The following is a 21,153-nucleotide window of genomic DNA, read 5'->3' as shown; positions in this document are numbered from 1 at the left end:
GTTCGGTCAGGGCTTCTTGTTGGGGGCGCAATCGGCGGCGCGGTCGGGGATGACCATCCAGCGTTCCTTGCCGATGAGCAGGTCGTTCCAGAGCGGCTTGGCGGCCGTGGCCGTTGCGGCGTCGGCGTCGGTGCTGTCGTGGCGGCAGCCGCGCAAGGAGATTTCCAGATAGCCGATCGTTTGCCAGCCGGCAGACGTGCGCGCGTAGATCTGCGGACGGTATTGCGGCACGGCGGGCAGGATCTCGGGCTGGCCGTCACCGTCGAGGTCCAGCACGATCAGGCCGCAGTCGGGTGCATCACCCCGCTGGCATGCGAGCGAGATGAAGTTGTCGCGGTGCGCGCGGGCGTAGTCGATGAAGTCGGCGGGCAGGGTGGCGCCCGTCGGGTAGATCTTGGTGCTGGCGAGCACGGTATCGAAGTCGGCGGCCTTGGCGCCGTTGCCCCAGCGCTGCGTCTTGGCCAGCGCCAGCGTGGCGCGCCGGTTGATCTCGGCATGGTTGGCGAGCGTGGTATCGGCGGCGAGCTTGGCCAGTGCGGCGCGGCCCGGTCGGCCCATGTCGAAGCGCAGGGCATCGTAGTCGAACTTTTCGGCGGTGACCTTGCCGGCGCTCAGGCGTGCGAGCTGGCTGTTCAGCGCCAGACGGTGCTGCTCCAGCACCGGGCTGGCGAGCAGGGCAATCGCCACCAGAAGGCCAATCGCCACGGCCACGTTGACGCGACCGATGCCACCCAGCCACGCGCCACCGCGCACGGCAGCCAGTGCATAGCCCAGCGCATAGACGCAGCCGGTGAGTGCGACCAGCATGCCCCAGATGCGCTCGGTGGTCAGGCCATGCTGCTGGATGCGCAGCCACAGGGCGGTGAGTGCCAGCCCAGCGAGCACCGGCAGCGCCAGCGTGAACAGGCGCAGCAGGGCGGCCAGCCAGCGCGGGTAGCCTGGGGCTTCGCTGCCGTCACCATACGCGGCGTTGATGAAGAGCACCGACACCGCCAGCAGCCACAGCAGCAGCGAGGCCGCATAACGGGTGGCCCACAGCGTCTTCAGGCCCGTGAACGGCAGCGCCAGCACAAAACCCGCACCAATCAGCAGCGTGAGCGGCAGCAGCCACTTGCACGCCGACAGCGCGTGCCGCTGGATCGACTCGACCATCACTGCATGGCGCCGGCAGAGCTGCACGGCATAGGCAAAGCACACCGTGGTGGCCGGCCAGGCAAAGGCGGGTTTGCGGACCAACTCACGGAAGAAGCTCAGCCCGATGATGTCGAACAACTGCGCGCCCAGGAACAGCACGGCCCAGAAGATGCCGGTGAAGACCGCGGCGTCGATCACCAGGATGGCGTCGCGCCAGCTGGCGCGGAAGAGGGCGGGGTAGTCGGTCAGCGCATGGCCATCGGCGCGCAACTGGATGAGCGGCAGTGCCAGCACCCACAGCACGAGCGACACCACCTGCACGCGGCCGAGGCTGGTGAAGCGGTCGGACGTCGTCCCTGCCTGCCCCATCCAGTGGCCGTAGCCGGCCAGTGCGGCGATCAGCACCGCTGCGATCGCCAGCAATACAACCTGCCGGCGCAGCGCGGTGGTGCGATCACACAGGTAGTACGCGGTGGGGCCGAAGGCCAGGAGCGTGAAGCTCGTGGCCAGCACGGCTTGTTGTACGTCGGCCATCGGCGCGCTGGACAACCGCCCGCACAGGTACAGACCCACGCCTTGCACCAAGGCAATCAGCATCAACCGCAACGACGGCATCTATGAGGGCTCCAGGGGCCAACAGGCCCTAGCGCAGCCGGGCCGGGTCTATGAATGGCGCGCCAGCCGCGCACTAGTCGCGCGTCACGCGCAGCACTTCTTCTAGCGAGGTCGCGCCCGTGTCGATCCAGCGCTGCGCATCGGCGCGCATGGTCTGCATGCCCTGGCCGATGGCGAAGGCCTTGATCTCGGATTCGGCGGCCTGGCGGTGGATCATGGTCTGGATCTCAGGCGTGACGGTCAGCAGTTCGTACACACCGGTCCGGCCCTGGTAGCCCGAGTTGCCGCAGCGCTCGCAGCCAACGTGGTGCCACACCGATTTGTGCGCGGGCGCGGCCGGCGCCACACCGTCCGCAACCGGCGTACCGGCCACGGCTTCCACTTCGGCGGGCGTGAGTTCCAGCACTTCTTCACGGCGGCATTGCACGCACAGGCGGCGTACCAGCCGCTGCGCCAGCACCCCCAGCAATGACGACGACAGCAGGAACGGCTCGATCCCCATGTCGATCAGGCGCGTCACCGCGGAGGCCGAGTCGTTCGTGTGCAGCGTCGCCAGCACCAGGTGGCCGGTCAGCGAGGCCTGCACGGCAATCTGCGCGGTTTCCAGGTCACGGATTTCCCCAATCATCACCACGTCCGGGTCCTGGCGCAGGATGGCGCGCAGGGCCTTGGCGAAGGTCATGTCGATCTTCGGGTTGACCTGCGTCTGGCCGATGCCGTCCAGGTCATATTCGATCGGGTCTTCCACCGTCATGATGTTGGTGGACGCCGCGTCGAGCCGCGACAGCGCCGCGTACAGCGTGGTCGTCTTACCGGAACCCGTCGGGCCGGTGACGAGCACGATGCCGTGCGGCTGGTTGATCAGGTGATCGAAGCGCGCCAGCGTGCCGGCGCCCATGCCGAGCTTGCCGAGGTCCAGCCGGCCAGCTTCCTTGTCGAGCAGACGCAGCACCGCGCGTTCACCGTGGCCGGTGGGCAGGGTGCTCACGCGTACGTCCACCGGGCGGCCACCCACGCGCAGCGTGATGCGGCCGTCCTGCGGCAAACGTTTCTCGGCAATGTCGAGCTGCGCCATGATCTTGATGCGCGAGATCAGCGCGCCGTGCAGCGCCTTCTTCGGGCGCACCACGTCGCGCAGCGTGCCGTCCACACGGAAGCGCACCACCGATGCGTTTTCGAACGGCTCGATGTGGATATCCGATGCGCCTTCGCGTGCGGCTTGCGTGAGCAGCGCGTTGATCATGCGGATGATCGGCGCATCGTCTTCGGATTCGAGCAGGTCTTCCACGGCGGGAATGTCTTGCATCAGACGCGACAGATCGACCTCGCCTTCCACCTCGCCGACCACCTGGGCGGCGCTGCCGTCCTGGGCGTTGTAGGCCGTTTGTGTGGCGGTGGAGAGGGCGGCCGTGTCGAGCGTCACCAGGTGCAGCGCGCCGAACACGCGCGTGAGTTCGGCCAGCGCGGTGCGCGAGGTTTCCGGGCAGACCCAGACTTCCAGCGTGTCGACGTCCTGCCGGGCGACGAGCAACTTGGCGTCACGCGCGAACGCGTATGGCACCAGCCGCACCGCCGATTGCGAGGGCGGCTCCAGCGTCTGGACGTCGGTGGTCAGGGCTTGCGTCGTTGCCATGGTGTGTTGTCCTCGGCTGCTTTAGCCGCCGTTCCTTGGCGCGTTGCCGTCGTAGCCGCCCGAGGTGGGCGCCGCGAAGTTCTGCAGGCGCGGTTCGCTGCGGGTGGTGCTTTGCGGCATCGGCAGCGGTGCGCCCGGCGGCACTTGCGTGCCGGTGGGGCCCTTCGGCACGACCGATATGTCGCCGTAATTGTCGGCTGGGCGCATGGATTCGGGCGCGGGCAACACCGGCGTGTCCTTGTCGGACGTGGTCGGCAGCATGTTGGGCGAGACAAAGCCCTGCTGCGTGCCGCGCATGTAGTTATAGCGGTTGTCCGACAGCGCGCCGGTGGCATCGGCCGTGCGCAGGATGATTGGGCGCAGGAACACCAGCAGGTTGGTCTTCACGCGCGTCTTGTTCTCGGAGCGGAACAGTGCGCCCAGGATGGGGATGTCGCCCAGGCCCGGCACCTTCTGCTCGCCGTCTTGGTAGTTGTCTTCCAGCAGGCCGCCGAGCACGACCACCTGGCCGTCGTTGGCCAGCACGTTGGTCTCGATGGAGCGCACGTTGGTGGTCGGGCCTTGCTGCAAGGCTTGCGTGCCCGGCACCACCGACGACGACTCCTGGAAGATCTGCATCTTCACCAGGCCACCATCGGTGATCTGCGGCTTGACGCGCAGCGTGATACCGACGTCCTTGCGATCGAAGGTCTGGAACGGCTGCGATGCCGTGCCCGATTGCTGCGTGTACGAGCCGGTGGTGATCGGCACGTTCTGGCCGATCAGGATCTTGGCTTCTTCGTTGTCCAGCGTGATCAGGTTGGGCGTGGACAGCACGTTGATCGAGCCATCCGAACCCAGTGCGCTGAGGATGGCGCCCAGGCCGCTACCACGGTTGAACACCCCCACGTTGCCACCGTTGAGCTGACCGACGTTCAGGTTACTCAGAGCCGTCTGCGCCACCGTACTGCCGATGCCGCCCGAGCTGACGGCGGCAATGGTGCCGGCCAGATTGAGCAGGTTACCGGAGCCGGTGCCGAAGTTAGTGCCGCCGCCGATAAACGTGCCCGGCCCGCCACCGCCCACCAGCCATTGGATGCCAAGCTGCGACGCCTTGGTGGCCGTCACTTCCACGATCATCGATTCGATGTAGACCTGCGCACGGCGTGCATCCAGGTCATCAATCACGGCGCGCAGGTTGCGGTAGACCGGCTCGCTGGCGGTGATGATGAGTGCGTTGGTGGCGGGGTCGGCCTGGATGATGCCGCCGGTGGTTGGGGTGTTGTTCTGCCCGAACGAGGCACGGAACGACGAATTGCCGCTGCCCGCGCCGCTGCCCGAACCGGAGCCGCTGCCGTAGTTGGTGTTTTGCGTATTCTGTGCGCCGGTGTTGCCACCGGTTGGCTGTGCCGTTGCACCCTGCGCAGCGCTCTGCCCGCCCGGGCCCGTGGATGCGGAAGCCGACAGCGTGGAGTCGGCCGCCACGATGGCGCGCAGCGTGGTCGCCAGTTGCACCGCGTTGGCGTTCTTGAGCGGCACTACCCAGATGTTGCCCGGGCGTGCATTGGGCACGTCCAGCTTGGCGATCAGTTGCTTGGCCTGTGCCAGGCGTGCAGCGCTGGAGGCACGCACCATCACGCTGTTCGAGCGCGGCTCGGCCACCACCGAGGTACGCAGGCTCGGGTCCGACAGCGACGCGCCTGCACCGGCTGCAGCACCGCCACCCGCCGACGGATCGAGCAGCTTCTGCAGCGTAGCGGCCACGTCGATGGCCACGGCGTTCTTCAGCGGAATGAGTTCGGTCTCGCCGGCGGCCGGCGTGTCGATCGACGCGATGATGCGGCCGATGCGGCGCAGGTTGTCGGCGTAATCGGTAATGACCAGTGTGTTGTTGGCGGGGTACGCGGTGATCGTGTTGTTGGGCGCGATCATCGGCCGCAGCACCGGCACCAGGTTGTTGGCCGATTCATGCTGCAGGCGGAATACCTGCGTGACGACCTGCTCGCCGCCACGTGCACCCCCAGCACCTGCTGCACCCACGCTGGTGGGCGAGCCCTGCAGCTTGGCATCGGCTTCCGGCACCACCTTGGTAAAGCCGTTGCCCTCGACAATCGCGTAGCCCTGCATGCGCAGGATCGAGCCCAGCGATTCCAGCGCCTGCGAGCGCGTCACCGGCTTCTCGGTGACGAGGTTGACCGTGCCCTTCACGCGCGGGTCAACGATGAAGTTCTTGCCGGTGGCCTGGCCCACGGCCTTCACCACCGATTCGAGATCGGCGTTGACGAAGTTCAGCGAGACCTCATCCCCCGGATTACCGGAGTTAGCGGCATTGCCGTTCTGGGATGCTGGCGCACCGGCAGGCGGGGCTGCATAGACGGGCATCGAGCCGGCCACCATCGTTGCGCAGCACGCCAGGACGATGGCGCGGACGGTGAGTCGGGAAGAGGCGTTGTGCATGGTCTCGTTCATGGTTGTCGGCACACTGGCTCGCGCGCCGGCTTAGGAATCAAAAGCGTAGTCGATAATGCGAGCCGTCACGCGGGCCCAGCAGGCTCAACAAGCCAATCAATTGCGGTTCCGACTCCGGCGTGGCACTGGCCACACCGTCAAAATGCGCGCCCTGTCCGAGCGTTCCCTGGCCCTGCAGCGACAGCGGTCCGGCCAGCGTCGACAGGGCCAACTGCATGGGCCCGCCGGCAGCGCCCCCGAACGACAGCACGGCCTGGTAACTACCCAGCGGCCGTACCCGGCTGAGGCTGGATGATACCTGCTCAACCGTGACAGTCAGCGCGCCCTGGACCGTGTCTGGCTGGCCCTTATCTCGTCCGGACGCACGGCCAAATTGACCCGACAGCGGCGTCCACTGCGCACGCAGTCGGCCATCCAGCTTGAGCGTGTTGAACGGCGCGCCAATGCCCTCCAGCAGCGACGCCGGCAGCTTGATCGCACCGGCCTCGGCCTGCCAGTTGCCCGGCGAAACCGTCAACGCCACCGGCTGCTCCAGCGCGCGGTCATGCGCCACGTGCGCCCGCAGCGTGCCGGTCAGCAGCGGCAGCATGTCCACCGACCAGGACAGCCGCCCCGGCAGCACGGTTGCATCGGCGCCACCGTTGCCGGCCGTGAGCGCCAGCGTCGCGCTGCCATGCCAGATACTGCCTTGTGGATCGGCCAGCAGCACACGCTGCCCCGTGGCCGATGCCACCCGCTCAGCGGCCCATGCCGCCGGGTATTGCGATATGACTGTCACCCCCACGGCCAGCAGTGCAACACCGCACCACAGCAGGCGCCAGCCCAGGCTCGTACGTTCAGACGCGTCGCGGCGGCGCAGGCGCAGCGGCGGTAGTGATTCGATTGCCATCGGTACAGCGTCAGCGGCTCGTGGCGGCGGGGCCTTGCAGCGTTGCCGTCACGTTGACCAGGGCGGTGGCGCCCACGTATTTGATGTTCGCGTCGATCACCTTCATGCGCTGCGCCTGCCGCACTTCCTGCAGCCACTCGGCAACGGCGCCGAAGGACACCTTGTCCAGCTGCACCTGCACGCTCTCACCCGACAGCGCCATCCGCGTGGCTTTCAGGCCGTGGTTGGTGAGGCTGGTGTTGAGTGCCTGCTGCAGCTCTGCGCCATGCGGCACCGGCGCAGCGGCAATGGCCGACAGCCCGCGGGCTTCCTGGCCGAGCGTTTCCATCTCGGCCAACTGGCTGCGCATCTGCGGCAGGGCTTTTTCGATGCGGCGCTGGCCTTCAAAGGCAGGGTCCCACAGCACCAGATAGATGATGACCAGCACGAGGATCGCGCCGCCGCCCGCAAGAATGCGACGCTCGCGCGGCTCGCGCTGCATCCAGAAGGTCGTGACCGCGTCGCGTACCGAATCCGGCACGCCGATGCGTGGCAGGCGGCGGGCACCGGAAGCGGAGGAAGGAGAGGAAGTCGCCATGGAGGAGTCGTTATTGGGCGATGGAGACCGTCCAGCGCGAGCCTGGCACGGTGGCTTCGGCGCCGCGCGGGGCCTCGGCGGTGTCCATGTTCAGGCCGACATTGCGGGCGGCGGTGCGCAGCGCATTGGTGTCGGTGCCGTCCTTGAGCGTGACCGTCAGCGCGCGGCCATGATAGTCCAGCGCGAGCAGGGCGTCGGGCGCGAGGCTTGTGGCGGCCTGGGCAAAGCGATCGGCCAGCGGCAGGAAATCTTCCGGTGCCGATTTGCCGGCGGCCAGGCGCAGTTGCTCGACCTGGCGGCGCATCTGCGCGGGCGGGTCGAGAATCACCGGCGTATTCGGAAAGGCCGTCTGCAGTTGCGTGCGCATGGCGGTATCGAGGCGCTTCTGCTCGGCGCGCAGCGTGAGCCAGCGCGCGTTCATGCCAATGAGCTGCACGACCACGAGCAGCACGGCCAGCGCGATCGGCAGGCGCCACATGGACCAGTCCACGCTGGCCATGCCGCCGTTGGCGAAGTCGAATTGGCAGAGGTCGGTTTCGCCCGAGGCGAGTGCGGTGCGTGCGCCGGCCGTCCACGCCGCCCAATCGAGGGTGGCGGCCGCCGGATCAGCAGATAGACCCGGCGCCAACTCGCGCAGGGCGGGCGACACCATCAGCCTGGCCGGGGTGGGTGCAATGGCCAGCCAGTTGGCGACGTTGGCCGGCAGCAGGCGCAGGCCGTAGCCCTCGGCAGGGCCGGTGCGTACGGTGATGTCGACGGCAGCGGGTGCATCCGGATCGGACGGCGGCGCAGCATCGAGTGCGATGGTGGCCGGGGCGACTATCGTCGTGGCAGCTTCTGCAGCGGCTGGTTCGGCTGGCGTGTCGAGCGAGGGCTCGGCGCGCTCGGCATCGTTGGCGGCGTCTGCCGATGGGACTGCGGCTGCGGGCGTTTCAAACGGCAGGCAAAGCTGCGCAGGCAGCAAGTGACACGTGCGGTGTTTGTGCGCGCCGAAGTTGTCGAGGATGAAGCGGACCCATGCGCGGTCGGTAATCATCAGCGTGCGCGATTGCGGCTCACGCGGGGCACGCCAGCCACGCACGGGGGTGCCGTTCAGGCGTGGGCCCAGGGCGATGTGGCACTGCTGCGCGTCCTGCACCAGGCGGTCTTCCACCAGGTTGGGCAGGGCCAGACGCAGTTTGGGCAGGGCCAGCGGCGGCACGCTGGCGGGCACGAGCAAGACGTCGGCGGCCGGCAGCAGCAGGATCAGGCGGTCGGCGGCGGGCAGCTCGTCCGGGCGCGACGTGCCTTCACGCAGGATGCGCTGGGCGCCCTGTGCGCCTTCCTCGCGCACCAGCGCAAACGGCACGGACGCGAGCGCACCCGCTTGCCAGCGTTCGGGCGATTGAATGGGCCGGTGCGGCAGGCGCACGTACAGGGAGGTCGTCAAACCGCTCCTCTATTGAGAGTGTTGATGCGAGCTACCGGAATCACCGGGAAAGCCGCCAGAAAGGGCTGGTGGCGCAAGACCCGCGATGCTGAACGATGCGGATGACAATACGGCGAAGGCTAGGGTCTGTCTACTGACGGAATGTCCGTAGTTAGAGGGGTGTTGCGGCGCCGTCATGACGGAATTCCGTCGATGCGGCGGACCCAGACGATACGGGTCGCGTTATTGTTGACCGGATCGCCACGTGAAACAAGCGCCACTTGACCAAGCTGCGCGCGCTCGTGGCGGGCCATGCCGTAGACCAGAAAATAGTGCGTCTGCACGTCGAGCAGGTTGGCCGCTGCCGTGGTGTCCACGCCAGGCGCGAGGCCGCGCAGCTGGTTGGTGACGTCGCCGATGTTGCGGAAGTAGGCGCGGTCGCGCGCCTGCACCAGCGCCCGGGCGCGGTCCACACTCAGGCCGGGGATGACGGCGGCCAGCACTTCGGCACTGGCTGTGTTGGCGTTGATCTGCGTGCGCGTGGGCAGCACGATCACGTAAGGGCGCAGCTTGCGGATGGCGTCTGCCGTGTAGCCGGGAATGGACAGCAGGCCATCCACATCATCGAGTGGGCGCGGGCCGTTGCCGCCGCTAGCGCCGCTGTCATCGCCGCCTGACTGTCCGCCCGTGGCACCCTCGACCGACTGGATACCGCCCAGCATCTGCGCCAAGTACGTCGCCGTGAGGTTGGCCAGGTTCGGGTCGAGGCTCAACGATTGCAACAGCAGGCCGTAAGCCTTGATGCCGTCCTTGTCGCGGCCGGTGACGATGGTGCGCGTGCCCAGCGTCTGCATTGTCAGCAGGTTCATCAGGTTGAAGCGCGCCTGGGCATCGAAGATGCGGCCCGAGAGGTACGACTCTTCGCCGGCCGTATCCGTGCGCAGCGAGCTGCCTAGGAAGTCCGACAGCTTGGTCTCCTGAATGGGCACGGCCCAGATCTCGCCCAGGTGGTCGACGGCGCCGGTGCGGCGCAGGTCGTCACGCAGGATCAGGCGGGCCCAGTCGATGCCTGCCCGCGCGATCCACGTGGCCTGGGCCTTCAGGCGCTGGTTTTCCACCGCGCGAATCTCCACCTGCTGGCGCCACAGCATGCCCGAGACGATCACCACGGCCAGCGTGACCACCAGCAATGCGGTGACGATGGCCGCGCCACGCTGGCGCGTACCACGGTGCAGAGGCCTGGACGAGCATCGCGCCATGTCAGAGTCCCGTCATGCAGATGCGCGTGAAGCGCTGCGGCGCACCCTGCGGCGTCATGCGCACGAGCAGCGCCAGCTCCACCGCGCGCACTGAGGCAGCCGGCACTACCACGCCGGTGTTGGCAGACGGCGCCGATGCGCTGGGCGTGGAGGCTGACGGCAAGCCCGTCAGCGTGGTCGTATTGCTGCCGCCCGGAAACAGCGCCGCCGACAGCGCGCCGGTGTTGTCCATCCAGCCGCCCGGTTCGATCCAGGCGCGGGCGCTGATGCTGTCGATATTGCTGGCGAGCTGGTAGCGCGCGGCGTTGCCGCCGCCCTGGCGCAGGTTGTCGAGCGCGCCGCGCAGATCGCCGCGGTTGGTGATGGGCTGGCTTTGCAGGCGTTCGAGCCGGCTGTCGACGATGCGGTAGAGCACCACCTGCCACGCGGGCTGCTGGCCGTCGTCGCGTCGGTCGCGCACCAGAAGCACGCGGTTTGCGTCCACCTCGATCGGCGAGCGCGACAGCGTGTTCGGATCGGCCAGTTGCGTGCAGTCGGCATCGAACTGGGCGTAGGCGGTCTTGAGGGCTTCGATACGTTCGTCGCGCTGGGCCAGTGCTTCGTGCGTGCGCGTCATGCTGTCCAGCCCGCGCCAGGCCAGCACGGCCAGGATGGCCAGCAGCGTGATGGCCACCAGCAGCTCAAGCAGGGTGAAGCCGCGCGCGGCACGGAGGGCGCGGCGCTCAGAAGACATTGCGCGCATCGTTGGGCAACAGGGTGACCAGCCAGGCCAGACGCACGGACTTGGCGGCGTCTGCATACACCGACACCTCCACGCGGCGGAACACCGGGTTGGGCGTGGTGGCGACGGTCTCTTCGCACCACAGTTCGGTATCGCCCTGCGGGCACGAGAAGCCGCGCGAGCCCGGGTCGGGGAAGGCGCGCGCCAAGCGGAGGTTGGCGAGGTCGTTCTCGGCGCTCCAGGTGGCGATCATGCGGGTCTGCAAGGATTCGCTGGCCGAAGTCATGCTGCCCATGGCGCGCATGGTGGCTGTGAGCGCCACGGCCACGATGGTCAGCGCCACCAGTACTTCCAGCAGAGTGAAGCCACGCGTACGCGCGCGGCCGAGGGTGCGCGAGGGTTTCACGGCGGGCGTCATGGTGTTTCGGTCAGTACGCGCGGGCCGCCGTCGGAGACGATGTCCACGCGCGCGCCCTGAGAGGTCAGTGCCACGCGCCACGGCAGGCCGATCGCCTCGCGGCCGAACACCAGCCGCTGCGGCGCGCCGGGCACCGTGGCAGCGCCGGTGACGATCTGTACGCTGTCCATGCCCTGTCGCCAGTGGCCCGGCGCCAGTACATCACGTGTGAGCAGGCGCCAGCCGTTGGGCGTTGATTCATAGAAGCGCCAGCCCTGCGCGTCACCTTCCCACGCCACGGGGCGCGAGGTCAGTTGCGCTTCTTCCTGGCCGAGTTCGATCAGACGGGCCATCTTTTGCGCGTCGTCGTTCAACTGCGAGCGCGGGTTGGGCGTGGCGTTCACGGCCACCACGCCCAGCACGATGCCGATGATGACCACCACCACCAGCAGCTCCAGCAGCGTGAAGCCGCGAGCGTGCCGCGGGGCCTGCCGGTAAGCCAGCGGATGGCCGGTCATGATGATGGGAGCCGTGCTCAGGCTAGGGAATCAGTTGTCCCAGTTGCCGATGTCGGCGTCGTTGCCCGTGCCGCCCGGCTGGCCGTCGGCGCCAAAGCTGAAGATGTCCACTTCACCGCGCACGCCCGGGTTCAGGTACTGGTACGGATGGCCCCACGGGTCCTTGGGCAGGCGCTCCAGATAGCCGCCGGCCTTCCAGTTGTTGGGGATGGGCTCGGTGGTTGGCTTGGCGACCAGCGCGCCAATCCCCTGCTCGGTGGTCGGGTAGCGGCCGTTGTCCAGGCGATAGAGCTTGAGCGCCTGCGAGATGGAAGCAATGTCCTGCTTGGCGGCGATGATGCGCGCCTCATCCGGGCGGCTCATGATCTTCGGCACCACCAGCGCGGCAAGGATGCCGAGGATCACCACCACCACCATGATTTCGATCAGGGTGAAGCCACGCGCCGCGCGAGAGCCCAAGGCGGCGCCCGAACGTTGGCGGAAAGAGGAGCGGAGTTGGCCTTGCATCATGGCGAGAGAGTTGGCAATAAGAGTGGGAACACAGTATATCCGTGACATATGACCATAGATTGTGCGGCGGGGTCATGCCGCGCATACGTTTAGAACGGGCCCTCCAAGCTGTTCATCGAACCGGCATGAAGGGCGGATAGAATCAGCAAATTCTCACGGTGCATCACCACGTTTCATGAACGCTCAACAGTCGTCCCGCCTGCTCAGTCTTGTACTGTTTGCTGCCCTGTGTGCGCTGTTGACGCACTGGGTTCTGACACTGTCGTCGCTGCGCGCGCTGTCCGTGCCGCGCGAGGCCCGCGTGGCGCAGACCGACGCGCTGGAGACTGGCGCCTCGGTCACGCTCTTCGGCGGCGGCCCGCAGACCGGCCCGCGCGACGTGCAGGTGGCCGGTGTGGTGGCCGATCTGGCTGACGGCACCGGCGCGGCCATCGTCTCGGTCGATGGCGGTCCGCCGCAGGCCGTGCGTGCCGGCAAGTCGCTGTCCTCCAACCTGAAGCTGGTGGAAATCAAGGCGCGCTCCGTGGTGATCGAGCGCAACGGCGCACGCCAGGAAATTCCGCTGCCGGCCAGCGCCGTGGTGGCGGGCGTCACGCCGGCCAACCGCAATGCGCCGTCGGGGCTGCCGCTGCCGCCGTCGGGCGCCGCCGCTCCGATGGCAACGCCTGCCGTACCGCCGGCACCGGCCGTGCCGAACAACCCGGCCAATACCGCCATGCCGGGCGCCATGCTCCCCATCGCCCCGGCGCAGATGAACACGGGCGATGAGGCTGCCGACCAGGGCGGCATTACCGGCCCGCGCCATCGCGCTGCCGCTGCAGCGCGCAAGGGCGACGTAGCCCCGCAACCCGGCGCAGACCAGTAAGCCCACAGCCCCTCCGGAACAGCGCCCGGCGTGACCGGGCGCGCATATTACAGCGCGTGTCATCGGGGTAACAGCGTGTAAAACCCGGCAACGTGACGTCATTGTCGGGTTCTAATCGGCTACACAGTCCATGTGAAAGGAGCTGACCATGACCAACAAACGTGCTGTCCAAGCCTTCCTCGCAACTTCGGCCCTGTTCCTGGCCATGTCGGGCATGAACGCTCGCGCCCAGGAGGCCAGCGCACCCGCCGCGCAGGCACCCGCCGCCGCCCAGGCCCCGAGCACCACCGCCCGCGCCGCCAAGCCGGCCCACCACGGTGGCTTCAAGGCCATCGACACCAACGGCGACGGCCAGATCTCGCGCGACGAGGCCAAGGGGCATGCCTGGCTGGAAAAGAACTTCGACCAGATCGACACCAACCACGACGGCCAACTGAGCAAGGAAGAGCTGGCCGCCTGGCGCAAGGCCCACAAGGGCGAGATGCACGAGAAGATGGCGCAGCGCTTTGACGCCAAGTTCAAGGCCGCCGACAAGGACAACGACGGCAGCCTGACCAAGGACGAAATGCAAGCCGGCATGCCGCGCCTGGTTAAGCACTTTGACCAGATCGACGCCAACCACGACGGCAAGGTCACGGAAGACGAGATCCGCGCGTACATGCAGGCGCGTCACGATGCCCGCAAGGCACAGAAGGCCGCCTCGGCAACGACGCCGGCCACGACGCAAACGCAATAACGCATCGTGCGATGCAGCCAATGGCGGCGCCTTCGGGCGCCGTTTTTCATGGCTGCGCGAACACACATCATCCCATCGACACGCGACCGAATTGAGGCGGCTTCGCGACAGCGCGGTGTCGGCAACGCATGCGCTTTCGCCACGCTGCGCGCATGAAAAAACACCCCGGTGGCGAACCAGCGGGGTGTGGAGGAAGCAAACCTGACGTGAGGATGTTCAGGCTGGCTGACCGTCGGCCTTGAGCACGCCGCGGCGCATCTGGTCGAGCTCAATCGACTCGAACAGCGCCTTGAAGTTGCCCTCGCCAAAACCTTGGTTGCCCTTGCGCTGGATGAACTCGAAGAAGATGGGCCCAAGTTGGTTTTCCGAGAAGATCTGCAGCAGCAGGTCGCCCGGGGCACCGTCGATCAGGATCTTGCGCTTCTTCAGTTCCGCCACGTTTTCGCCATGGCCGGGGATGCGCTTGTCGACCAGTTCGTAATACGTGTCGATGGTGTCCAGCAGCTTGATGCCGTTGCCGCGCAGTGCGTCCACCGTGGCCGACAGGTTGGTCGAACCCAGCGCGATGTGTTGGATGCCCTCGCCGTGGTACATGTCCAGGTACTCCTGGATCTGACCGGCCTTCTCCGTCCCTTCCTCATTGATGGGGATGCGGATGTTGCCGCACGGGCTCGTCATCGCCTTGCTCTTCACGCCCGTGACTTGGCCTTCGATGTCGAAGTAGCGCACCTCACGGAAGTTGAAGAAGCGTTCGTAAAACTCGGCCCATTCCTTCATGCGGCCACGGTAGACGTTGTGCGTCAGGTGATCGATGTAGGTCAGGCCGTGCCCGGTGGGGTTCGGGTTGGCGCCAGCAATGGGCACGAAATCGACGTCATAGATGCTGATGTTGCCGATGTCGCCCGGCTTGGCTTCGTTCTTGCCGGTCCAGCGGTCCACCAGGTAGATCAGCGAATCGCCGATGCCCTTGATGGCCGGAATGTTCAGTTCCATCGGGCCGCTGTGGGTGTCGAAACCCCAGGCGCCCAGTTCCAGCGCGCGCTTGTAAGCGAAGGCCGCGTCTTGCACGCGGAACGCAATCGCGCAGATCGACGGACCGTGCAGGCGCGCAAAGCGCTGCGCGAACGAATCCGGCTCGGCGTTGATGATGAAGTTGATCTCGCCCTGGCGATACAGCGTCACGTTCTTGTGGCGGTGCTTCGCAATGGCGGTGAAGCCCATGTTCTCGAACAGCTTGCCCATGGCAACGGGGTCCGGCGCGGCGTATTCGATGAACTCGAAACCGGCGGTACCCATCGGGTTTTCCCAAGGCGTGAATTGCATGGCGATGTCTCCTGCAGGGGCGGCGCCTTCACTGCAAGGAGGAGGGCGCTCAGGGCTTTGACGATCCTCGCAGTGTAGAAGTGTCCTTCTACGCAAAAATTGCGAAGTTGTGCCCGGCTTGCTAAATTTGCGCAAGAAAATTGCCGAATAAATTGGTGCGGAGCAACAAAATGAGCAAGGTAGAACTCGACAAGATTGACCGCAAGATCCTGGAAGTCCTCCAGAACAACGGCCGCCTCACCAACCTGGAAGTCGCCGAGCGGGTGAATCTGTCACCCAGCCCGTGTTTGCGACGCATCCGCCGCCTTGAGGAGAGCGGCGTGATCCGCCAGTACGCCGCGCTGCTCGACCCGGGCAAGATCGGGCTGGGGCTGTCGGCCTATATCAATGTGCGGCTGGAGAAGCAGGGCGGGGCGCCCAAGGGCAAGGCGCCGGGCGATATCTTTCGCGCTGCCGTCGCCACCTGGCCCGAGGTGGTCACGTGCTACGCCATGACCGGCGAGATGGACTACCTGCTCAAGGTGTTCGTGGAAGACATGGACCACTTTGCGCGGTTCATTCGCGACCAACTGCTCGCGCACCCGGCGGTGATTGATGTGAAGAGCAGTTTTGCGTTGGAGCGGATTAAGGATACGACGGCGTTGCCGGTGGTGGTTTGAGAGGGAGGCTTATAGCGCGCGACTGTTGTGGTCGCTATCCTCCAGTCGACTTGTCCAAGGTGTCAGCACCGATATCAACTCAACATCAGTAGCATTCAACGGTATAGGGGAATAGATGGTTACTGCGAAGAAGACACGGAAGAAGATCGTCACCGCTAAGAAGAAAACGGCCGCCAGAACCACAACCAGCGATGATCTTGCGCGGACAAGAACAAGTCGCCCCTATCCGGCCTCGGGTTTCTTGGATGCGCTCGTGCTGGGGAATGCGATCATGCAGCACGCGGCGGGTGAGCGGGTACGGCGATTGACTCTGCTGGAAAAAATGGCCAAATCGGCCACTAGCGGAACCACAAAAATGATGATCACCAACTCAGGGAAGTATGGGATCACAACGGGTTCCTATGCTGCAGACTTCCTTGAGCTCACGCCAAAAGGGGCGGTTGCTGTCAATTCAACCCTGCCTGAAAAGGATCGTCGCAAGGCTGCATTTGATTTGGCAATTGATGGGATTGCGCCCTTCAAGATCCTCTACGAGCACTACCAAGGAAAGCGTCTTCCAGAGCGGGAAATTATCAAAGACTTTCTCCGCGATTCGAAACTGGTCGTTCCCGATTTGGACGAGTGCGTCGATACCTTTATTGTCAACGTGAAGGATTTGGGGCTTTTGCGGACTATCGGAGGTGCAGAGACTTTGGTATCGATCGAGCAAGTGCTCGAACAACTACCGGGTGATAGTGCCGAGGGACCCAGCTCGTCGGGGTTGGCGGCTTTGCCGGTACAGTCGGCCGTAAAAGGCGGGATGGATAGTTCGCCGAGTGCTTCTGATTGGAAGAAGATTTGCTTCTATATCACGCCAATTGGGGCAGAAGACAGCGTTGAGCGGAAGCATGCTGATCTCTTCATGTCTTCTCTGGTGCAGCCGGCTTTGGAGGAGTTAGGTTTAACCGTTGTTCGCGCAGATCACATTGGTGAACCCGGCATGATAACGACACAGGTTCTCGAATACCTGAAGCGGTCTAGGCTTGCTATCGCCGATTTGTCGTACCTCAATCCCAATGTTTTCTATGAAGTGGCGCTACGCCACTCTTTGCGTCTTCCTGTTGTTCAAATAATTCGGAAAGCTGATCGACTTCCTTTTGATGTGAATCAATCACGCACACTTGTTTTCGATACTAGCGATATTTATAGCTTGGTTCCGAAGTTACAAACATATCGTGCCGAGATTGCCAATCAAGCGAGGAAGGCTCTGGATGATCCTGAGAGTGTTGGTAATCCAGTAAGCGTTTTTTATCCAGATTTTTACAAGTAAAGAAGCAAGGGCACTTATACTTGCTTTGCCGCCGCGCAAGCGATGGCACGGGTTTGGCGACCCATCAGCTAGGACGGCGAACGCATCAAGCGCTCGCCGCGCTCGCGCACGTCGTGTCTCATACGGCGGGTCGGGTGGGGAGACCTTCGGGTCTGCCGGGTCCTAGCTCCGGTTCGCCAACCCCGCCGTCTGGCCCGCCACCCTCGTTTGGCGACGAGGAAGGCGGCCGGTTATTCAACCGTCGCTAGGAGACACTATGCTGTTTGTACCCAGCGGGCACCGCCTCGCGTCTTATCCATCCCCGCCTCGCACCCCTGCGCGCACCGCTCACGGAGGTGCCCAATGACCCATCGCAAACGCCACTACCTGAGCGGCGCGCTGGCCGCGCGGGAATTCCTCCGCCGCACGCAATCCGATTTGCGCGTGCACAGGCAATTCCGGCCGAACGCCTTGCGCTGGGAGTTTGCGTTCACGGTCGGGCTGCATCCGCACGAATTTCGTGCCGGATTTCTCGACGCGATCGGGGCGTATCTGCTGACCACGCTGGAGGGCGTGTTGGTCGATCCGTACCGGTGGGAGGTGTTGGACCTGCTTGAGCGGGAAGAGAACTAAAACAGTAGGAAGGCTTCCCCGGGGACGGGCGGGGATGCTGAGTCAGGCGGGTTCTAGCGAGCTATCACCGAATACGAGCGGTGGATGTTCCGCAGGGTCCCAGGATTTCAATGCTGCGCCCAAGCGGTTGATTACCTCAGCCTCAACTGGAACAGCAAAGCGAGCGGCTTCGCGATTCAGTCGATCGTCGCGCTTTTCATATTCGATCTCTAGTGCCGTGGCGCCAGCGCCGTTCACGACGAACGCGCGGATAACCAGCCAGAGACCGGTGTTGTCGCCGTTTGCGCCTTTCTCGAAGGTCACCTCGTCGCTGATGCTGGTCGGGAACGCTGTCAATTGCGCGCCCCACGCTGTCAGACTGGGTGCGTAGTCATAGAAGTCGACAGCGACGGATTGAGTTGTGCTCTGAAGTGAGAACCTCAGTTCGAGCATGCCGTCATCGGGGTCGCGCCAGAGTAGTTCCAGGGAGAGTCGCATTGAGGAAAGGGCCTAAGTCGATGTCAGGTGCTCTACCCAAACGGGCTCGCCAGGATGATGTTCCGCAATCGTATCGACTGCACTTTGAAGAGCTTCGGCAGAAGCGCCGCACAGCGGATAGACAAACCGCGAGACGTTGCGTCCAGCGAGCTTGGTGTAGTCGGCGTCGGACACTGCATCCGATCCGCACCAGATAGGCAAATTCGCATCGCTTGCGAGTTGCAGCGCGCGCTGCAAACCTTCAGGGGTAATGGCTAAGAAAACCATGTCGCGTTAGTTGGCCGCCTCAGCCACCACCAAATTCGCATCCCGCACCAACCGCCACTTCCCATCCGCCTCCTTGCGCAAGATGGTGAGCGTCTGCCCGGAGCGCCGCACCACCTTCCCATCCGGCATCGTGATGACGATGCGCAGCGCGTTGCGCAGGTAAGCGATGTCGCCAAACACCTGCACTTCCTGAATATCGCTCATGCCGTCCACCTGCACATCCTTCATGCTGTTGGACATCGCTGCGAAAGCTTCCTTGCCGAAGGGCGCCTGACCGGGCGTGAGGAACAGCACGTCATCGGTCATCAGGCTGAGCACGGTGGGCAGATCGCCCGCTTTGCTGGCAGCGAGCCAGGTCTCCACTACGTTGCGGATGGCGCGTTCGTCGTCGGTCATGGCGGTGCGGGTGTCGGTGAAAGGTCGGTCTTTCACTCTACACCGCAGGCTCGACCGGCGGTGTTGCGCGGCGCTTCACAAACACCGCTGGCGACAACACCGGAATGTGCCGCGCACGCAGCGTGACCAGCCAGTCGCCGACGGCGCCTTCGCAGGTGAGGCGAAAGTGCTCCGCATCAATCCACTGCACATCGGCCAGCCAGAACGTGGCGTAGGGCGCGCCGATGGTGGCGGTGTCGATCACGCGTGACAGGTCGTGCGTGACGAGGGTGATGGAGACGGCTTCTTCAAATGGACAGTCGTACTCGGTGATGAGCACGAAGCCGAGGTCGGTTTCGTACTGCCGCAGCAAGTCGTAGCCGGGGATGGCGAGCGTGGGGTGCGGCACGCCGTCGACAATCACGCGCGTGCGCGCGGGCCACTTCTCATACGGGCCGCTGTGTTTCACCAGGCTGAAGCGTTGGAGCGGCTGCATGGCGGCGGCGCGGTGCGTGCGCTTATTCCTTGCGCATGCCGCACAAGGCGACCTGGCGGGCAGGGTCGGCTGAGTCTTTCCAGCCGGGTTCTTCGCGCTTCTGGTAGGCCTCCAGCGTCTGGTAGCCCTTTACGCTCCAAGAGAACTCGCTGTAGTGGGAGACCTCGATGACGGCAAGGCCACAGCGCTTGCGGTGGTCGTCAATCTTGAACGCCGCGCGCGGATGGTCGCCTGACAGGTCCTGCTCGATCACCTTGTAGCGCGTTGGGCCGCATTTGAAGAAGCTGGCATTCCACTCGATGGTCTTGGGCCGGACGAACAGCGCGCCGTAGCACGCACGGCCATCACCACGGAAGGTTCCGGTCAGGGACTCTGCAGCCATGGCCGATTGCGCGGCCAGCAACGCCACGGCGATCGTTGTGAAAAGAGGGCGACCTACTTGCATGCGGCGGTTCCGTTCTTCGGGATGAGCGTGAGCACGTAATCGAGCTTCCGGATATAGGCGGCGTCGCCGTGGTTGTATAGCACGGCAATGTTTTGCGTTGTCACGGGCCGCCAGCCGGTAATCACCTTGCGCATGGCCGCCTTGCGGTACTTCAGCACCTGGCCGGGCTTGAGCATCGAGGCGTTGGGGTTGAGCGCACGCATCTCCACCAGGGTTGAGCCCTGGGCGCTGGCAATCTTGTCGAGGCTGTCGCCGGCTTTGACGGTCACCTCATAGACTTTGTCGTCGGCGTCACGCACGCTCTGGACGTCGAACTTTGCCATGCGCGTGAGCAGATAGCCCACGCCCGCACGGATGTTCCAGCTCGGCACCGTGCGGGCCAAGGTGGCATTCAAGCGAGTGCGGATGGCGGGTGGCAGGATCAGGTTGCTGCCTTCTTCACCGCGTAGCAGGGTATTCAGGCCGGGGTCGCGCAAGTTACCAATCTGCATTGGCTTGTTGGGCCACGCTTCCGAACCCGGTCCGGTCTCGACCCACACCATGGCTTTGACGATCTGCCAGTCCAGCGGTTGGTAGCCGGCGGTGCCCATCAAGTAGCGGTTGTATTCCGTGACGGCAGATTGGATATCGCAGTCGTAGCCGTTCCATTGGTCCGGATGCTGCGCAGAGCCGTTGACGTAGTCCTGCCAACGCTCGAAATCCGTCTTGGGTTTGGCCGCTGGCTTGGCCTGATGGTGGGTTTGAGCCTTGGTGACCATGCGCCCCTCCGTGGTTGCTTGGCGTGTGGAGGAGCATGGTAGCCAGCGTGCATCGGCTGCGTGTTAAGGGGTGTTTATCTAGCTTGCCGACCGCTGGCTAGGCGGGATGGCTACCCCGGTGGCCTCGGGGGCAGCCATCGACGCGGCGCGCTATTGCTATTGCTTGGGCGACGGGTCGTCCTGCGGGTTGACGTACTTGATATCCAGCGGCCCTGTGCCGTGGATCTGCACCACCGTTGCGGTCTTGGTGAAGGCGTAGTGGTGCACACCACCCGGCAGGTTGTGGAAGCCGCCCGCCTTGAGTGCGTGCGCGGCGCCCATGTCCATGGTGTCGCCGCCGCCCAGGTAGAGCGTGCCCGAGATCACCGTGAGGTTCTCGGTTTGCGTGTGCCAGTGTGGCGGCACCTTGTAGCCGCCCGGCGCCTTCATGCGGATGACGTACGGGCCTTCCTTGCCTGGGTCGCCGTAGAGCACGGCCAGCTTGAGGCCCTTGGGCATGCTCGGGGGGCCGTCGACCCATTTCAGGCCGGACGGATTGGTCATCATCATCTCGCTCGCGGCGGTGTCTTGCGCAGCGGCAGGCAGGGCGCCCGTACACAGCAGGATGAACGCTGCCAGCAGCGGCCAGTGTGCAGAGGGTGTGTTCATCTTCGTCTCCTTCTTCTTGCCTCGGCATCGGCTCGCGGGCGACGAGGGATGGCCGCCCCTGGAGGGCGAGTGGT

24 protein-coding genes are annotated in these 21,153 nt (G+C 65.0%); 5 read left to right on the top strand and 19 right to left on the bottom strand.

Translation table 11 applies throughout. The features are described 5' to 3' along the window. Positions 1 to 6: 6 nt before the first annotated feature. The 11 genes from ACS13N_RS06190 to gspG all read right to left on the bottom strand — a co-directional run bounded on the left by ACS13N_RS06190 (position 7) and on the right by gspG (position 12,109). Positions 7 to 1,749, bottom strand: coding sequence for a DUF4153 domain-containing protein (locus tag ACS13N_RS06190; protein ID WP_438930836.1), 1,743 nt, complete (start codon positions 1,747 to 1,749; stop codon positions 7 to 9). 73 nt (positions 1,750 to 1,822) lie between these two features. Then, complete coding sequence (gene gspE, locus ACS13N_RS06185) at positions 1,823 to 3,382, bottom strand: type II secretion system ATPase GspE (RefSeq protein WP_438930835.1); 1,560 nt, start codon at positions 3,380 to 3,382, stop codon at positions 1,823 to 1,825. A 21-nt stretch (positions 3,383 to 3,403) separates the two neighbouring features. After that, positions 3,404 to 5,830, bottom strand: coding sequence for a type II secretion system secretin GspD (gene gspD / locus ACS13N_RS06180; RefSeq protein WP_438930834.1), 2,427 nt, complete (start codon positions 5,828 to 5,830; stop codon positions 3,404 to 3,406). Positions 5,831 to 5,867: 37 nt separating this feature from the next. Further along, on the bottom strand, positions 5,868 to 6,719 hold the full coding sequence (locus ACS13N_RS06175; protein WP_438930833.1) for a type II secretion system protein N: 852 nt from the start codon (positions 6,717 to 6,719) through the stop codon (positions 5,868 to 5,870). Positions 6,720 to 6,729: 10 nt separating this feature from the next. After that, positions 6,730 to 7,296 (bottom strand): type II secretion system protein GspM, encoded by a 567-nt coding sequence (gspM, locus tag ACS13N_RS06170; protein ID WP_438930832.1) that lies wholly within the window; start codon positions 7,294 to 7,296, stop codon positions 6,730 to 6,732. A gap of 10 nt (positions 7,297 to 7,306) precedes the next feature. Continuing rightward, positions 7,307 to 8,725: a type II secretion system protein GspL gene (gene gspL, locus ACS13N_RS06165; protein WP_438930831.1), complete on the bottom strand. Its 1,419-nt coding sequence runs from the start codon at positions 8,723 to 8,725 to the stop codon at positions 7,307 to 7,309. A 173-nt stretch (positions 8,726 to 8,898) separates the two neighbouring features. Continuing rightward, positions 8,899 to 9,963, bottom strand: a complete 1,065-nt coding sequence (gspK, locus tag ACS13N_RS06160) for a type II secretion system minor pseudopilin GspK (protein WP_438930830.1) — start codon at positions 9,961 to 9,963, stop codon at positions 8,899 to 8,901. 1 nt (position 9,964) lies between these two features. Further along, positions 9,965 to 10,705, bottom strand: a complete 741-nt coding sequence (locus ACS13N_RS06155; protein ID WP_438930829.1) for a PulJ/GspJ family protein — start codon at positions 10,703 to 10,705, stop codon at positions 9,965 to 9,967. After that, positions 10,686 to 11,102 carry a type II secretion system minor pseudopilin GspI gene (gspI, locus tag ACS13N_RS06150; protein ID WP_438930828.1) on the bottom strand — a complete coding sequence of 139 codons (417 nt, stop codon included), beginning with the start codon at positions 11,100 to 11,102 and terminating at the stop codon, positions 10,686 to 10,688. The genes ACS13N_RS06155 and gspI overlap by 20 nt, the downstream gene beginning before the upstream one ends. Beyond that, complete coding sequence (locus ACS13N_RS06145; RefSeq protein WP_438930827.1) at positions 11,099 to 11,599, bottom strand: GspH/FimT family pseudopilin; 501 nt, start codon at positions 11,597 to 11,599, stop codon at positions 11,099 to 11,101. Before ACS13N_RS06145 ends, gspI begins: the two co-directional genes overlap by 4 nt. Positions 11,600 to 11,629: 30 nt before the next feature. Continuing rightward, the gene (gene gspG, locus ACS13N_RS06140) at positions 11,630 to 12,109 is read right to left on the bottom strand and encodes a type II secretion system major pseudopilin GspG (RefSeq protein WP_438930826.1); all 480 of its coding nucleotides are present in this window, start codon (positions 12,107 to 12,109) and stop codon (positions 11,630 to 11,632) included. A 175-nt stretch (positions 12,110 to 12,284) separates the two neighbouring features. On the opposite strand from gspG, the gene ACS13N_RS06135 reads away from it, so the two are divergent. Beyond that, positions 12,285 to 12,974, top strand: a complete 690-nt coding sequence (locus ACS13N_RS06135) for a type II secretion system protein N (protein ID WP_438930825.1) — start codon at positions 12,285 to 12,287, stop codon at positions 12,972 to 12,974. A 148-nt stretch (positions 12,975 to 13,122) separates the two neighbouring features. After that, positions 13,123 to 13,710, top strand: a complete 588-nt coding sequence (locus tag ACS13N_RS06130) for an EF-hand domain-containing protein (RefSeq protein ID WP_438930824.1) — start codon at positions 13,123 to 13,125, stop codon at positions 13,708 to 13,710. 216 nt (positions 13,711 to 13,926) lie between these two features. Here ACS13N_RS06130 and hppD read toward each other — a convergent pair whose 3' ends face one another. Continuing rightward, positions 13,927 to 15,033: a 4-hydroxyphenylpyruvate dioxygenase gene (gene hppD / locus ACS13N_RS06125; protein WP_438930823.1), complete on the bottom strand. Its 1,107-nt coding sequence runs from the start codon at positions 15,031 to 15,033 to the stop codon at positions 13,927 to 13,929. A 170-nt stretch (positions 15,034 to 15,203) separates the two neighbouring features. On the opposite strand from hppD, the gene ACS13N_RS06120 reads away from it, so the two are divergent. The 3 genes from ACS13N_RS06120 (at position 15,204) to ACS13N_RS06110 (ending at position 17,613) form a co-directional block, all read left to right on the top strand. Then, positions 15,204 to 15,692: an Lrp/AsnC family transcriptional regulator gene (locus ACS13N_RS06120; protein ID WP_021197282.1), complete on the top strand. Its 489-nt coding sequence runs from the start codon at positions 15,204 to 15,206 to the stop codon at positions 15,690 to 15,692. 115 nt (positions 15,693 to 15,807) lie between these two features. Next, the gene (locus ACS13N_RS06115) at positions 15,808 to 17,001 is read left to right on the top strand and encodes a hypothetical protein (RefSeq protein WP_438930822.1); all 1,194 of its coding nucleotides are present in this window, start codon (positions 15,808 to 15,810) and stop codon (positions 16,999 to 17,001) included. A 342-nt stretch (positions 17,002 to 17,343) separates the two neighbouring features. After that, the gene (locus tag ACS13N_RS06110; protein WP_048933418.1) at positions 17,344 to 17,613 is read left to right on the top strand and encodes a hypothetical protein; all 270 of its coding nucleotides are present in this window, start codon (positions 17,344 to 17,346) and stop codon (positions 17,611 to 17,613) included. Positions 17,614 to 17,655: 42 nt separating this feature from the next. On the opposite strand, the gene ACS13N_RS06105 is transcribed toward ACS13N_RS06110, so the two are convergent. The 7 genes from ACS13N_RS06105 to ACS13N_RS06075 all read right to left on the bottom strand — a co-directional run bounded on the left by ACS13N_RS06105 (position 17,656) and on the right by ACS13N_RS06075 (position 21,079). Beyond that, positions 17,656 to 18,090, bottom strand: a complete 435-nt coding sequence (locus ACS13N_RS06105) for a hypothetical protein (RefSeq protein WP_438930821.1) — start codon at positions 18,088 to 18,090, stop codon at positions 17,656 to 17,658. Positions 18,091 to 18,102: 12 nt separating this feature from the next. After that, positions 18,103 to 18,357 carry a hypothetical protein gene (locus tag ACS13N_RS06100; protein WP_438930820.1) on the bottom strand — a complete coding sequence of 85 codons (255 nt, stop codon included), beginning with the start codon at positions 18,355 to 18,357 and terminating at the stop codon, positions 18,103 to 18,105. Positions 18,358 to 18,363: 6 nt separating this feature from the next. Then, positions 18,364 to 18,753, bottom strand: a complete 390-nt coding sequence (locus ACS13N_RS06095) for an SgcJ/EcaC family oxidoreductase (protein ID WP_438930819.1) — start codon at positions 18,751 to 18,753, stop codon at positions 18,364 to 18,366. A 37-nt stretch (positions 18,754 to 18,790) separates the two neighbouring features. Next, a complete protein-coding gene (locus tag ACS13N_RS06090; RefSeq protein ID WP_438930818.1) occupies positions 18,791 to 19,228 on the bottom strand; it encodes a hypothetical protein in 438 nt (145 codons plus the stop codon). A gap of 22 nt (positions 19,229 to 19,250) precedes the next feature. Next, positions 19,251 to 19,673 (bottom strand): hypothetical protein, encoded by a 423-nt coding sequence (locus ACS13N_RS06085; RefSeq protein ID WP_438930817.1) that lies wholly within the window; start codon positions 19,671 to 19,673, stop codon positions 19,251 to 19,253. Beyond that, positions 19,664 to 20,431, bottom strand: coding sequence for a LysM peptidoglycan-binding domain-containing protein (locus ACS13N_RS06080; protein WP_438930816.1), 768 nt, complete (start codon positions 20,429 to 20,431; stop codon positions 19,664 to 19,666). Before ACS13N_RS06080 ends, ACS13N_RS06085 begins: the two co-directional genes overlap by 10 nt. A 156-nt stretch (positions 20,432 to 20,587) precedes the next feature. Beyond that, positions 20,588 to 21,079, bottom strand: coding sequence for a cupin domain-containing protein (locus tag ACS13N_RS06075; protein WP_438930815.1), 492 nt, complete (start codon positions 21,077 to 21,079; stop codon positions 20,588 to 20,590). Between the last annotated feature and the right edge of the window lie 74 nt (positions 21,080 to 21,153).

This window comes from Ralstonia sp. 24A2 (genome assembly GCF_051783885.1).
Lineage (GTDB): Bacteria > Pseudomonadota > Gammaproteobacteria > Burkholderiales > Burkholderiaceae > Ralstonia.
This window is presented reverse-complemented; position numbering and strand designations above follow the sequence as displayed.